Annotated in this window: 12 protein-coding genes and 1 pseudogene; 6 read left to right on the top strand and 7 right to left on the bottom strand. The window is 65.8% G+C overall.

Annotation, left to right across the window (positions count from 1 at the left end):
• Positions 1–120 precede the first annotated feature (120 nt).
• On the bottom strand, positions 121–633 hold the full coding sequence (locus ACN0SE_RS18420; protein ID WP_417525994.1) for a pyridoxamine 5'-phosphate oxidase family protein: 513 nt from the start codon (positions 631–633) through the stop codon (positions 121–123).
• 9 nt (positions 634–642) lie between these two features.
• Positions 643–840 carry a CsbD family protein gene (locus ACN0SE_RS18415; protein WP_417525993.1) on the bottom strand — a complete coding sequence of 66 codons (198 nt, stop codon included), beginning with the start codon at positions 838–840 and terminating at the stop codon, positions 643–645.
• Positions 841–1,025: 185 nt separating this feature from the next.
• On the opposite strand from ACN0SE_RS18415, the gene ACN0SE_RS18410 reads away from it, so the two are divergent.
• Entirely contained in the window at positions 1,026–1,247 is a 222-nt protein-coding gene (locus ACN0SE_RS18410) for a hypothetical protein (RefSeq protein WP_417525992.1), read from the top strand.
• 107 nt (positions 1,248–1,354) lie between these two features.
• Here the strand turns inward: ACN0SE_RS18410 and ACN0SE_RS18405 are convergent, their stop codons facing one another.
• Both ACN0SE_RS18405 and ACN0SE_RS18400 read right to left on the bottom strand, forming a co-directional pair.
• The gene (locus tag ACN0SE_RS18405; RefSeq protein ID WP_417525991.1) at positions 1,355–1,630 is read right to left on the bottom strand and encodes a hypothetical protein; all 276 of its coding nucleotides are present in this window, start codon (positions 1,628–1,630) and stop codon (positions 1,355–1,357) included.
• A gap of 132 nt (positions 1,631–1,762) precedes the next feature.
• On the bottom strand, positions 1,763–2,113 hold the full coding sequence (locus ACN0SE_RS18400; protein WP_417525990.1) for a response regulator: 351 nt from the start codon (positions 2,111–2,113) through the stop codon (positions 1,763–1,765).
• Between the two features lie 406 nt (positions 2,114–2,519).
• Here ACN0SE_RS18400 and ACN0SE_RS18395 point away from each other — a divergent pair, with 406 nt between their 5' ends.
• The gene (locus ACN0SE_RS18395; protein WP_417525989.1) at positions 2,520–6,512 is read left to right on the top strand and encodes a chemotaxis protein CheB; all 3,993 of its coding nucleotides are present in this window, start codon (positions 2,520–2,522) and stop codon (positions 6,510–6,512) included.
• Here ACN0SE_RS18395 and ACN0SE_RS18390 read toward each other — a convergent pair.
• Positions 6,499–6,924 carry a hypothetical protein gene (locus ACN0SE_RS18390; protein WP_417525988.1) on the bottom strand — a complete coding sequence of 142 codons (426 nt, stop codon included), beginning with the start codon at positions 6,922–6,924 and terminating at the stop codon, positions 6,499–6,501. The two genes, ACN0SE_RS18395 and ACN0SE_RS18390, sit on opposite strands and share 14 nt — an antisense overlap.
• A gap of 88 nt (positions 6,925–7,012) precedes the next feature.
• On the opposite strand from ACN0SE_RS18390, the gene ACN0SE_RS18385 reads away from it, so the two are divergent.
• Both ACN0SE_RS18385 and ACN0SE_RS18380 read left to right on the top strand, forming a co-directional pair.
• Positions 7,013–7,744, top strand: a complete 732-nt coding sequence (locus tag ACN0SE_RS18385; RefSeq protein ID WP_417525987.1) for a Crp/Fnr family transcriptional regulator — start codon at positions 7,013–7,015, stop codon at positions 7,742–7,744.
• 170 nt (positions 7,745–7,914) lie between these two features.
• Entirely contained in the window at positions 7,915–9,018 is a 1,104-nt protein-coding gene (locus ACN0SE_RS18380) for an AI-2E family transporter (RefSeq protein WP_417525986.1), read from the top strand.
• A gap of 3 nt (positions 9,019–9,021) precedes the next feature.
• Here the strand turns inward: ACN0SE_RS18380 and ACN0SE_RS18375 are convergent, their stop codons facing one another.
• Positions 9,022–9,705 carry a rhomboid family intramembrane serine protease gene (locus ACN0SE_RS18375; RefSeq protein ID WP_417525985.1) on the bottom strand — a complete coding sequence of 228 codons (684 nt, stop codon included), beginning with the start codon at positions 9,703–9,705 and terminating at the stop codon, positions 9,022–9,024.
• 94 nt (positions 9,706–9,799) lie between these two features.
• Between ACN0SE_RS18375 and trpS the strand changes: the two genes are divergently transcribed.
• On the top strand, positions 9,800–10,834 hold the full coding sequence (trpS, locus tag ACN0SE_RS18370; protein WP_417525984.1) for a tryptophan--tRNA ligase: 1,035 nt from the start codon (positions 9,800–9,802) through the stop codon (positions 10,832–10,834).
• 133 nt (positions 10,835–10,967) lie between these two features.
• On the opposite strand, the gene ACN0SE_RS18365 is transcribed toward trpS, so the two are convergent.
• Positions 10,968–12,191, bottom strand: a complete 1,224-nt coding sequence (locus ACN0SE_RS18365; protein WP_417525983.1) for an ATP-binding protein — start codon at positions 12,189–12,191, stop codon at positions 10,968–10,970.
• A gap of 453 nt (positions 12,192–12,644) precedes the next feature.
• On the opposite strand from ACN0SE_RS18365, the pseudogene ACN0SE_RS18360 reads away from it, so the two are divergent.
• Positions 12,645–13,053: pseudogene (locus ACN0SE_RS18360) on the top strand (hypothetical protein); the annotation flags it as partial.

Genomic DNA, 13,053 nt, shown 5'->3' with positions numbered 1-13,053 from the left:
CCCGGACGTCGGCCACAAATACAACTATAAAGTGAGCATCAAAATCCTCAGGCCCCGGACACCCCGGGCCTGACAGGCTATCGGCACCGCCACTGGCGATGCCATCTCTTCGTTACGCCGTCACGCACCTGCGCCGAAATTGACGATGCGGTGGTCGCCTAGATCGGGCTGTTTGTCAGCGTTGAACTTGGCCCTTGCGATCTCGAGCCCGAAGGTCACGGCGCTGTCGGTCGCGGTCCAGATCGCGGCGTCCTCGAGCGCAAAGCGCAGCAGGGTCACGTCGGGATCGTCCCGCCCCTCCTCGAACCAGGCCGAGGCCACAACCGACCAGACCTCGTCGAGCTTGGCCGCGTCGTCGCTGGGCATCAGCCGCCCGGTCAGACAGGCATAGAAGGTGCCGTCGCCCTTGGTCAGGCAGTAATGCGCCTTGCCGCCCTGCCCCATCGTGCGCACCAGATCGGTCTCGGCCGAGGTGATGAACCACAGTTCAGCGGTGTCACGATCGGCGTGATGGGTCATCGGCTGCATGTGCTGATCGGCGTTCTTGAGCCCGAGCATACCTGCGCGGGTCTCGTCCAGAACGTCGAACAGAGCGGTGCGCGCATCAGCGCGCACCTTGTCTATCATCGACATCTCGGGGCCTCAGAGACGGCTGGCCCAGTCGTCAACTTCCCGCTCGGCTTCTTCGCGGGTCTTGCCGTATTTCTCCTGGATGATACCGGCCAGTTGGGTGCGGTTGCCCTTAGCGCGCTGCACTTCATCATCGGTCAGGTCGCCCCATTTCTCTTGGGCCTTGCCGGTGAATTGCTTCCAGTTACCTTCGATTTGGTCCCAGTTCATGACGTCCTCCAATTGCTGTTGCGTTGGTACTGGGGAGTAAACTCTGGCGGGCTGTGACGGTTCCCGGCAGTTGCGAATATCGGCGGCAAATATCGCATGCGCCGAACAGGCGATTTTCGGGAACTTCGCAGGCCGCGGGGTGTTCACAGATGAGTGACCGGTACCGGCAAAGGACAATCCACCTCATGGGACACCCGCAACGCGACGCCTCGTCCGAGCCGAACGTGATCTACCTCGACAGCCGCCGCCCGCCGCGCCCCAAAGTCGTGGCCAGCACGCCCGAGCCCGAGCAGATGCCGCCGCCCCTCGAGACAGAGACGCCGGGCTTTCCCTGGCACCGGGTTCTCTGGGCGCTGCTTGCCGTGGCGTTCCTGAGCACGATCTCCTGGGCGGCCTGGGCGCTCTGAACTAAACCCATCGAAATGCAAAACGCCCCCGGCCGGGGGCGCTGTCACAGGCGTTGTCATCTGACAAAAGCAGAAGGCCCTGCCGGAAGCAGAGCCTTGCGTGGTGCTTATTGTTCGACCTGGACCTCGGTGTCGCCGGGCGCCACCTCTTCGACATTGGCCGACGGATCGACCTCGGCTGTCCCGCTGTCGAGTTCCGAGGGGCTCACGCCTTCGCTGGTCTCGACCGCCGGTTCATTGTCCGGGCCGGGCGCGGTGACAAAGACCTCGCCGATCCAGAACAGGATAAGACCGATGGCTAAAACGGCCACGATGGCCATGCCGATCAGCGGCCCGCGATGGCGGCGTTTCTGTTTCGTCAGGTTGGTGTCTGGTGAGCTCATCTTCCGTCTCCGCTATGGTTGGCGGGGGATGCCTTGGTCCGCACTCCCACCTCTCTGGGTTCACGGGCTCAACGCAATGCGCCTTGGGCGGGTTCCCGACGGGCCGCGCGCGACGGCGACATTCCGCGCGTCTCAGACGGGCAGGCCCTCGCGGATCGCCTTGAGCAGGACCGGAAAGCTCACCGGTTTCTGCACCAGCCGCGCCTGCGGCAGATCCTCGAGGATGGCGGTGCCGGAATAGCCAGAGAGGTAAAGGAACCCGGTGCCTTCGGATTGCAGCCGTTCGGCGATCTTCTGAGAGGTCGCGCCGTTCAGGTTGACGTCGAGAATCGCAAAATCCGGCAGGCCCTCGTCAAGCAGCGCCAGGGCCGCGCCCACGGTCGGGGCCGGGCCCATAACGGTGAACCCCTCATCCTCAAGCTGGAGCTTGAGGTCCATGGCAACGATGGCTTCGTCTTCAACGAGAAGAAGGCTGTGCGCCATTCGTCCCCTCCGCAATGATCGTTTCGATGCCGGATGTGCGGCCCGGCGGCTTTCTCACGGTTCCCCGTAGGGCCGGTCGAGGCAGAGTGCCACCGCCGATCGCCCGGTCAAAGAGGAAAACACGCACCTTCGTCGCAACGTCGCGCCGATCAAGGCTCTGGCGACCGGCGACGGCCCGTGACATGGATAGGGGGTGCACAGCACCTGCCTGTGCGCCAGCGCTACCGTGGAGATGATGTCCCTTGTCCATGACCTTGCGAACGCCTTGGAACGATTCCGGTTCCATCGAGTTTTGCCCTAGGCAATTCCGAGGCGTCTCAGCTACGCTTCCGTCCGTACAATGGTCTAGAGAGGGTTGATGCACACAGACGGCAGCAGCGACACTGCGAGTTCCAGGGCGCCACAGGTGCCCGTCGTTGGCATCGGCGCCTCTGCTGGCGGTCTGGATGCGCTCAAGCATTTGCTGATGCAGATGCCCGAGCAGACCGGCGCGTGCCTGGTGGTCGTGCAGCACCTCGATCCCGCGCACAAGAGCCTGCTGTCAGAGCTTCTGGGGCGGGTCTCGACCCTGCCCGTGACGGTGGCCGAAGACGGCATGAAGGTCGCGCCCGATCAGGTCGTGGTGATCCCCGAGGATGCCACTCTGATGCTCGACGGCGACAGGCTGCGGGTCGAGCACCCTGCCCCGCCCCGGCCCCTGCGCACGCCGATCGACACCTTCCTGTCGAGCGTTGCCCGCGAACGCGGCGATGCGGCCATCGGCGTGATACTGTCGGGCGCCGGCAGCGACGGCACCGAGGGCGTGCGCGAGCTCAAGAAGGCCGGCGGATTCGTCATCGCGCAGGAACCCGACGAGGCGACCTATGACAGCATGCCGCGCAGCGCCATCAGCACCGGGCTGACCGACCGGGTGCTGCCCGCTGCCGCGATTGCCCAGGCCATCGCCGATCACGTCGCCAACCTGCGCGAAGGGGTCGACCGGGCCCTTCGCGAGGCCCCCGACATCCAGCAGACGCTGGCGCGGATGTGCCAGAACCTGCGCCTCGCCACCGGCCATGACTTCCGCCCCTACAAGGAGCCGACGCTGCTGCGGCGGGTCAATCGGCGGATGCAGGTGCTGAATATCTCCTCGCCAGAGGCCTATGCCGACCGCCTGCACGACGACGTCGACGAGGCGCAGCGCCTGTTCCGCGAGCTTCTGATCAGCGTCACGGCGTTCTTCCGCGACGGCGAGGCCTTTCGCGCGCTCGAGGCCGCGGTGGACGAGCTGATGGCCAACAAGAAGGTCGGCGAGACGATCCGCGTCTGGGTGCCGGGCTGTGCCACCGGCGAAGAGGCCTATTCCATCGCCATGCTGCTGCGTGACAAGATCAAGCAGGCCGGCAGCGGCCAGCGCGTGCAGATCTTTGCCACCGACATCGACGAGAACGCGCTCGAACTGGCGCGGCGCGGGGTCTATCCCGAAAGCATCACCGGCGACCTGCCAGAGGGCTATCTGGACCGCTACTTCCGCAAGAGTGGCCAGGAATATCAGCTGACCGACGAGATCCGCGAGCTCTGCATCTTCTCGGTGCAGAGCGTCATCAAGGACCCGCCGTTCAACCGGCTCGACCTGCTGTCGTGCCGAAACCTGCTGATCTACCTCAAGGCCGAGATGCAGTCGCGGCTGGTGCCGGTGTTCCATTATGCGCTGCGGCCCGACGGCCTGCTGCTGCTGGGCCCGTCCGAGAGCCTGACCGGCCATGAGCGCCTGTTCGAACCGATCGACAAGAAGTGGCGGCTGTTCCGGCGGCGCGGCGATTCCGGGGTGAGCCCGCGGTTCCCGCTGATGGCGCTCTCGGGCGAGCTGACGCCGGCGCCGCGCGCCTCGACACAGCAACCCGCCGCTCCCAACCGCGACCCCACCGTCGCCCGTGCGCAGCAGTTGCTGCTCGACGAAATCGGGCCGGGCTATATCATCGCCGGCGCCAACCGCGAGCTGCTCTATTCCGGCGGGCCGGTCGGGCGTTACCTGCGGCTGCAGACCGGCACGCCCTCGCTCGAGCTGATCAACGTGATCGAGCCCGAGCTGCGCATGGACATGCGCGCACTCTGGCACCGGCTGACCGCCGAGAAGAAGCTCGTCACCCGCGAGCGCGTGCGCCACGAGACCGAGGCCGGCCCGCGCCGTCTTCGGCTGTCGGCGCGGCCCCTGGGCGAGGATGCGCGCGGCCGGCTGACCTATCTGATCACCTTCGAAGACCTCGGCCCTGCCGATGGCGACGCGGACCGCAGCGCGCTGGAGAGCCGCGACAGCGACGATATCGAGGCGATCGAGGCCGAGCTGCGCTCGACCCGGGAATACCTGCAGACCACCACCGAAGAGCTCGAATCCTCGAACGAGGAACTGAAATCGGCCAACGAAGAGCTGATGTCGATGAACGAGGAGCTGCAGAGCTCGAACGAGGAGCTCGAGACCTCGAAGGAAGAGCTGCAATCGGTCAACGAAGAGCTCGAGACGGTGAACGTCGAACTGTCGCACAAGGTCGAGCAGCTGGCCAAGCTGAACGCCGATCTGGAGAACTTCCTGCAGAGCACCGACGTGGCGACGCTGTTCCTCGACCGCAAGGCTCGGGTGCGCCGCTTCACCCCCGCCGCGCAGGAGCTGTTTCACCTGCTGACCCATGACATCGGCCGGCCGATCTCCGACATCACCTCGCGGGTGGCCGAGGTCGACATTGCCTCGGAGGTCGAGGGCGTGCTGCGCAGCCTCAAGCCGGTCGAGCGTCAGGTGCATCTGGCCTCGGGCAAACGCTCCTTCATCATGCGGCTGACGCCCTATCGCTCGCCGGGCAACGTGATCGACGGCGCCGTGGCGACCTTCTCGGACGTCACCGCGCTGCAGGACACCCAGCGGCTGGCGGATGAGCTGAACGACCAGCTGGCGCACAAGGTGGCCGACCTGACCGCGCTGCTTGATCTGGTGCCGATCGGCATCGTCTTCGCCGACAATCCCGACTGCCGCCGGGTGCACGTCAACCGATTTGCCGCGCGCATGCTCAACCTCGGCGACCGGACCGAGGCCACGGGGCTGCTCGACGGCGGCGCGCGGGTGCTGCGCGATGGCAAGGCGGTGGCGCCGAAGGACCTGCCGCTCGAAACGGTCTGGCGCACCGGCGAGCCGGTGCAGGATTTCCAGGCCCGCTACGAGGCCCCGGGCGGACCGGAGTTCGACCTGCTGATGTCCGCCGCGCCGGTGTTCGACGCCGACCGCAAGATCCTGCGCGTGGTCGGCATCATCAACGACATCAGCGAACTGGTGCAGGCCAAGGCCGCCACCGAGACCCGTGAACGCTTCAACCGCTTCGTGGCCGAGATCGGCCGCAAGAGCCTGGCCGGCATGCAGGCCCGGTCGCTGATCCACACCGCGCCGCACCGGCTGTCGGCGATCACCGGCGTGCCGCTGGCCGACGTGCAGATCCTGAGCTCCGACGCCGACGCCTTCGAGCTGGTCTCGGCGCATGGCTTCCCCGCCCCGCAGGGCACCGCCCTGCCGGTCGAGAGCGGCACGCTCACCGGCTTTGCCCTGCAACAGGCCGCGCCTGTCGTCTCGCAGAACCTGGCCGAGGAAACCCGCTTCAAGGCCCCCGACATCCTGCGCGAGGCCGGCGCGGTCAGCAGCATCAGCGTGCTGATCGGCACCCCGAAAGAGCCCTTTGGCGTGCTCTCGCTGCACAGCACCGAAGAGCGCAGCTTCAGCCAGGACGAGATCAACCTGGCGCAGTCGGTGTCCTACCTTCTGGCGGCGGCGCTGCGACGCGATGCGGCCGACCGGCAGAAACAACTGCTGCTCGAAGAGCTGCGTCACCGGGTCAAGAACATGCTGGCGACGGTGCAATCGGTGGCCTCGCTGTCCCTGCGCGAGGCGCGGACCGATCCCGCCGTCGCGCGTGCCATCAGCGAACGCTTCCAGGCGCTGGCCATGGCGCATGACCTCAACTTCCGCCGCGACGACGGCAACGTCGATCTCAAGGAACTGGTCGAGGTGCAATGCGCGCCCTATGACCGCGAGCGCATCACCGTCACCGGCGCCTGCACCTCGGCGCTCGATCCGAGCCAGGCGATCGACATCTCGATGGTCATCCACGAGCTGGTGACCAACGCGGTCAAACACGGCGGGCTCAGCGGCGAGGACGGCCGGATCGAGATTGCCATCAGCTCTGGCAAGGACGCCGATTCCGAGGGCTGCGTGATCGACTGGGTCGAACATGGCGCGGTGATGGACCCCGACAGCCAGCGCTCTGGCAGCGGGTCCAAGCTGATCCAGGCGATCTCCATGCAGACCCATTTCGACATCGAGCGCGAGATCGGTGCAAACACCCTGCGCTACACGATCCATTGCCGGCTCAGGGAAGCCTGACGCAGCCCGCTCCGGGGCGCAGCACCGATTTCAGCGCCTCGCCGATCATCCTGTCGGAGAAGGGCCGGATCAACATGCTCCAGCCCCTCTCCTCTGCCTGCTCGGCATCGTCCTCACCCACGGTCAGGACGATCCCCGCTCCCTGCTCTGCAAGCATCCGGTCGATCCCGGTGTCCAGCACCTTGGCCAGGTGCAGCTCGAGGAAGGCCGCCAGAACCTGCGCCTCATGCCGCAGCATGGCCAGAAACTCCGGCAGGCGGCTGGCGTGGGCCACACGGAAATCGCAGACCGCCGCAAGCGATCCGATGATGTCCTCGGCGATCAGCGGATCACGCTCAAGCACGAGGATGACCGGCCCGGCGCGCCCATGGGTGAGGCCGCCCGGCGAACAGCTTTGACGGCCGTCTTCCATCGATTCTCCTTCTCTCTCGAGCGCATATTTGTTCCCATGTCGGCCGGCCTGCATTAAAGTATGACATATCCAGACAAGGATATTTGACTTGGCCACCGCATGCCGCACCTGCCCGCTGAGAAAGTGGCCGATCTTCGATCCTTTGACCGAAGCCGAAATCACCTTCATGGAGAGTTTCAAGTCGAGCGAGCAGGTCGCAGCCCCTGGTGCGACCCTGCTGAACGAAGGCGAAAGCAGCCCGCAGCTCTTTACCGTGCTCGAAGGCATGGGCCTGCGGTACAAGACCCTGCCCACCGGCGAGCGGCAGGTGGTGAACTTTGTCTTTCCCGGCGATTTCCTCGGGCTGCAGGCGGGGGTCATGGCCGAGATGCAGCATTCGGTCGAGGCCACGACGCCGATGCGGCTCTGCGTCTTCAACCGGTCGTCGCTCTGGTCGCTGTTTGCCGATCACCCCGACCGGGCCTTCGATCTCACCTGGATTGCCGCCATCGAAGAGCACCTGCTTGGCGAGAGCCTTGCCGTGATCGGGCGGATGAGCGGACTGGAACGGATTGCGCGGGCCTTCGTGCGGCTGCATGACAGGGGCACCGCGCAGGGGCTGGTCGACGGCGACAGCATGCCCCTGCCCTATCGCCAGCATGATCTGGCCGATGCGCTCGGGCTGTCGCTGGTGCATACCAACAAGATGCTGACCCGCATTCGCGGGCTGGGCCTGGCCTCGTGGCAGAACGGGCGACTGCGCATCCTGAACTACCCCGCGCTCTGCGATCTGGCGCAGCTCGAGGCCGAGCGTGGCCCGCTGACCCGCCCGCTGCTCTGACGGGCGCGCCACACGGGCGCGATTGCAGAGGCTTGACAGTCTCACCCTCAGCAGCATCCCATGGGCCACGTCCCGCCCAGCGCCGATCTGTCGCGGGAACGAATTCACCCCGAGGTCACGATTGTTGGCGTCCCGAGGGAACAGGCTGCGCTCTCGCAAGTTGCCTGCCTGTGATATTCAAACAGAAAACCCCTGACCCGATCCTGCGGTCCGCCGTCATCGTCATCGCCGCGATCCTGGTGTTTGCGGCGCTCAAGGCGGGGGCGGACATCTTTGCGCCGCTGGCCCTGGCGACCATCACCGGCGTGATGCTGGCACCGGTCACAGACGGGCTGGAAAAACTCGGGCTGTCGAGCGGTCTGGCCTCGGCGCTGGTGCTGCTGGCGGGAGTCTGCGCCATGGGCATGCTGGTTATCCTGATCGAGCCGGTGGTCTGGCGGGTGGCCGAGGAAATCCCCCGCATCCGGCTCGAATTGCGCAGCTTCATCGAGGAAATCCGCGGGCTGATCCGTGGCCTCGAGGACGTCAACCGCGAGGTCGAGCAGGCGCTTGGCGGCGACGGCAACGGCAGCGGCAAGTCCAATGGCGAGGCCGAGGCGGTGGTGCCCAGCCTGACCAGCGCCATCCTGCTGGCGCCGGTGTTCCTGGCGCAATTCCTGATCTTCTTCGGGGCGCTGTTCTTCTTTCTCTTCACCCGCAAGAACATCTACGTCTACATGTCGCGCACGATCGGCTCGTCCGCCGACACGCGCGAAATCATGCGCCGGTTCACCCGCGCGGAGCGCGTCGTCTCGCGCTATTTCCTGACCATCTCGGTGATCAACTTCGGGCTCGGGGCCGCGGTGGGCGGCGCACTGATGCTGCTGGGCCTGCCGGGGCCGGTGCTCTGGGGGCTGGCGGCGGCGATCCTGAACTTCATCCTCTACATCGGGCCGATTGCCATGGCCCTCGGGCTGTCGCTGGCGGGGCTGCTGGCCTTTGACGGTGCCATGGTAATCCTGCCGCCGGCGATCTACCTGTTGCTGAACGTGATGGAGGCGCAGTTCGTCACGCCGTCGCTGGTGGGCAAGAACATCGCCATCAACCCGCTGCTGATCTTTGTCTCGCTGGTGGTCTGGCTCTGGCTCTGGGGGCCGATCGGCGCCATCGTGGCGATCCCCATGCTGGCGATCCTGCTGGTGATGCTCGACATCTTCGAAGGCGAGGTGCCCGGCGAGGCCGACGCCGAGGCGGCGCTGGTGCCCGAGGCCGAGCTGGCGGCCCCGGAGAAGTGAGCCCTAGCGGCGGATGCGCGCCAGCATGGCGCGCCAGCCGCCCGGCGCCAGCAGACCGGCCAGCAGGAAGCCCGCGGCAAAGCCGGTGAAGTCAGCCGCCCAGGTGGCATCGGTGCCGAACAGCAGGCCGAAGACCAGCCGGATCAGCAGCAGACCGCCGATCAGAAAGAACGCCCGCGCCTGCGGCGCACCCTCATCCCCCAGCCGGCGCCAGAGCAGCAGGGTAAAGCCGCCGATGATGCCGTAGACCCCGGGAAAGCCACCGATCAGCGGTACGGGATCGTCGAGCAGCAGGCCATAGGCAAACGCCCCCACGATCGAGGAAAAGAAGAACAGCGCGATCACCCGCGCGCCGCCCATCACCTCGCCCACCCATTTGCCCAGTGCCAGCAGCATCACGCCGACAAAGAGCGCATGGGTGAAATTGGCCTGGATGAAGGGATAGCTGACAAAGCGCAGCAGCTGTTCTGGCGGATAGACGCCATTGGCCAGCATCCAGTCGAAGATATCGCCGGAGAAGGCGTATTGCTGCAGCGCGCCCAAGCGCCAGCCCACCGCCTGCGGCCCGCCGATGAAGCCCTGCGCCCCGGCCTGAAAGGCCAGTTCGATCGCCATGAGCACCAGAAACAGCCCGGTGATGGCCGGCGGCAGCGGATTGATCGGCGGCTGGTGAAACGGATCGGACATGGGCGCTCCTGCTGTGGCTCCGGGCCTTCGGCTTGACGGCCTCGGGTGCCATGGGTAAGCGCTGAACGATCGGAAATCCAGACGGAGAAATCCCATGACAGAGGGCGTCCAAACCCCATCTGCCTTTACCCCGCGCGTCTTCTCGGGCATTCAGCCCTCGGGGAACCTGCATCTCGGCAACTACCTCGGCGCGCTCAAGCGCTTTGCCGACAGCCAGAACAGCGGCGTTCAGTCGATCTATTGCATGGTCGACATGCATGCGATCACCGTCTGGCAGGACCCGGCCGACCTGCGCCAGGCCACCCGCGAACTCGCGGCGGGCTTTATCGCCTCGGGCGTCGACCCGGACAAGTCGATCCTGTTCAACCAGTCCCAGGTCTCGGCCCATGCCGAGCTGGCCTGGATCTTCAACTGCGTCGCCCGCATGGGCTGGATGAAGCGCATGACCCAGTGGAAGGACAAGGCCGGCAAGAACCAGGAGAACGCCTCGCTCGGGCTCTTTGCCTATCCGGCGCTGATGGCCGCCGACATCCTGACCTATCATGCGACGCATGTGCCGGTTGGTGAGGACCAGAAGCAGCACCTGGAGCTGACCCGCGACATCGCGATCAAGTTCAACAACGACTTCGGCGTGGATTTCTTCCCGATTACCGAGCCGGTGATCGAAGGTACGGCAACCCGGGTGATGTCGCTGCGCGACGGCTCGAAGAAGATGTCGAAAAGCGATCCGTCGGACGCCAGCCGCATCAACCTCACCGATGATGCCGACACCATCGCCAAGAAGATCCGCAAGGCCAAGACCGACCCCGAGGCGCTGCCGTCCGAGGCCAAGGGGCTGGAAGAGCGGCCCGAGGCGCGCAACCTCGTCAACATCTACGCCGCGCTGAACGACCAGAGCGTGGCCGAGGTGCTGGCGGATGTCGGCGGGCGGCAGTTCTCGGAGTTCAAGCCGATGCTGGCCGATCTGGCGGTGGCGAAGCTGTCGCCGATTTCTGGCAAAATGGCGCGGCTGATGAACGATCCGGGCGAGATCGACCGGATCCTCGCCCATGGTGCCGGCCGGGCGCGGGAGATCGCGGCGCCGATCCTGGAAAAGACCTACGAGATCGTGGGGATGGTGCGGGGCTGAGTTTCAGGCGGCTGCGCCAGGCGTTCAGGGTGGACCTGGGGGGCCAGCCCCCCAGACCCCCCGAGGGTATTTGCAAACAGAAGAAGAGACCAAGGGGCGCTTTTGGCGCGGCCCTGGTCTGCTTTTGCCTGTCTCAGGCGAAGAGGGGGAGGCGGAAGGAAAAGGTAACCTCGCCTTCGCCGCTCTTGACTTCGAGATGGCCGTTGTGGGCGGTGGCGATGGCCGAGGCGATGTAGAGCCCGAGGCCCAGACCGTCGTTGCCCGAGGCGGCGGCGCGGCGGAAGGGCTCGAAGAGCTTCTTGGCGAGGTCGCTGGAGAGCTCAGGGCCCTTGTTGGTGACGGCGATGGTCAGGCCGGCGTCGTCGCAGAAGGCCTCGACCCGGATCGGGCCGTCCTTCTGGCCGTGCTGCACCGCGTTCGACAGGAGGTTCGCCACGGCCTGGGCCACCCGCGGGGCATCGCAGCTGACCGCGCGGTCGATGGCAAGATCGAGCGTGACCTCATGCGCGGGATGGGCGATGCGCACCTCTTCGACCACCTGGGTGATCGCCTGGCGGATCGGCGCATCCGAGGTCACCGAGACCGAGAGACCACCGCCGAGGCGCTGCTTGGCATGCAGCAGCATGTTGTTGATCAGGTCCTCCATCCGCAGCACCGTCGCCCGCATCAGCGAGACCGCCATGGCGGCGCGGTCCGACAGCGTCTCGTCGCGCAGCTGCCGCAGGCCGGCGCCGAAGGCGGTGACCGGGTTGCGTAGGTCATGGCCGAGAATGGCGACGAATTCCTCGCGCGCGGCGGCGAGGCGGCGTTCGTGTTCGACCAGTTGTTCCTGCGCCTCGAGCCGCATCTCGGTGTCGAGAATGCGGCCGATCAGCTCGGCGAACATCTTGAACATCGCCTGTACCTTGGGCCGCTTGACCCGGCGCGGCACGGTGTCGATGCCGCAGAGCGTGCCGAAGAAGCTGCCGTCCGAGCGGTAGATCGGCATCGAGACATAGCTGACGATGCCGAACTGCCGTGCGATCGGGTGATCGAGGTAGCTGTCATCGGTGTTCACGTCATCGAAGATCACCGGCCTGGAAGTGTCGCGCACGGTCTGGCAGAAGGTGTTCTCGATGGCGATCTCGTCGCCGGCCTTGAGATCGAAGGCGATGTCATCGGCGGTATGGCAGGCCACCCAGCGCTGGTCGGTGACCCGCGACACCGCGGCAAAGCGCATGTCGGTGGCCAGGCGCACGGTCTCGAGGATCACGTTCACCGTGTCGCTGCCCGAAATCAGATCGATGTCGGCCTGAAAATCATGTGTCCCCGCAAGATAGGCCTGATGATCCTGCATGCGGGTGAGTGTATCGGTCATTGCGGTCTTGCCTGTGCCTTGATCGTTGACGCCCGGATGACAGTTAGGGATTTTAACTGCCCGTTGCCAAGGGGTTAGAGGAAAAATTGCCTGCAGCCGGAGGTCAGTCTGGCGGGGTCTGCCCGCAGGATCGGCGCGGTGAACGTCGGGGTCGTGAAACGGCAGCCTGCCCGGCCAGCCCTCTGGCGCATCACGCGCGGATCAGGGGGTCTGACAGCCGGCCTGCCGCCCCGGGCGGTGCCCGGTGCCTTGCCCTAGAGCATATAGGGCGTTCTGCAAAGCAGCAAAGCGGAAAACCGCCGGTTGCCAGCCAAAGCCCTTTTACCGAAAAATTTCAGAGCTTTGCCGCAATCCCGCCGTCGTGGCCTGCGACCCCGGTGTCATCGCCAACCGCCGGGCCCGGAGCCAGAAGGCTTCCGAGGGTTCGGCACGACCAGACGACAGGAGAGAGTGATGATTTCCCGCAGAAGCCTGTTTCTTGCGGCCCCGGCTGCTGCCTATTTCGGCACCTCCAAGGAAGCGGTGGCCGGCAGCGTGACGATCGACCAGCTGCGCCGAGAATTCGAGAAGCGATCGGAAAGCTTTCCTCGCATGGCGCAGGACGGGCTGAAGGCCGAGGGCTATTACACCGGCGCGATCGACGGCGCCTGGGGGCCCGGCACCGCCGGCGCCTACGAGACGCTGATGGCCTCGGCGCGCAATCGCCGGCATGCCAAGCGCTGGACCTATTCCCAGGAGGTGCAGGTCATCGAGACGCTGCTGTTCCTGATCCCGGCGCGGCATCTGCTGCGCAAGATCAGATCCGTCGTCAACGATGCGCTGTGTTCCCTGGATGGCGAGTTCGACAGGCTCTACGCCGGCG

Source organism: Marinovum sp., assembly GCF_048263515.1.
Classification (GTDB): Bacteria; Pseudomonadota; Alphaproteobacteria; order Rhodobacterales; family Rhodobacteraceae; genus Marinovum.
Note: the sequence above shows the minus strand (reverse complement) of the source record. Positions and strands in the feature narration are given on the sequence as shown.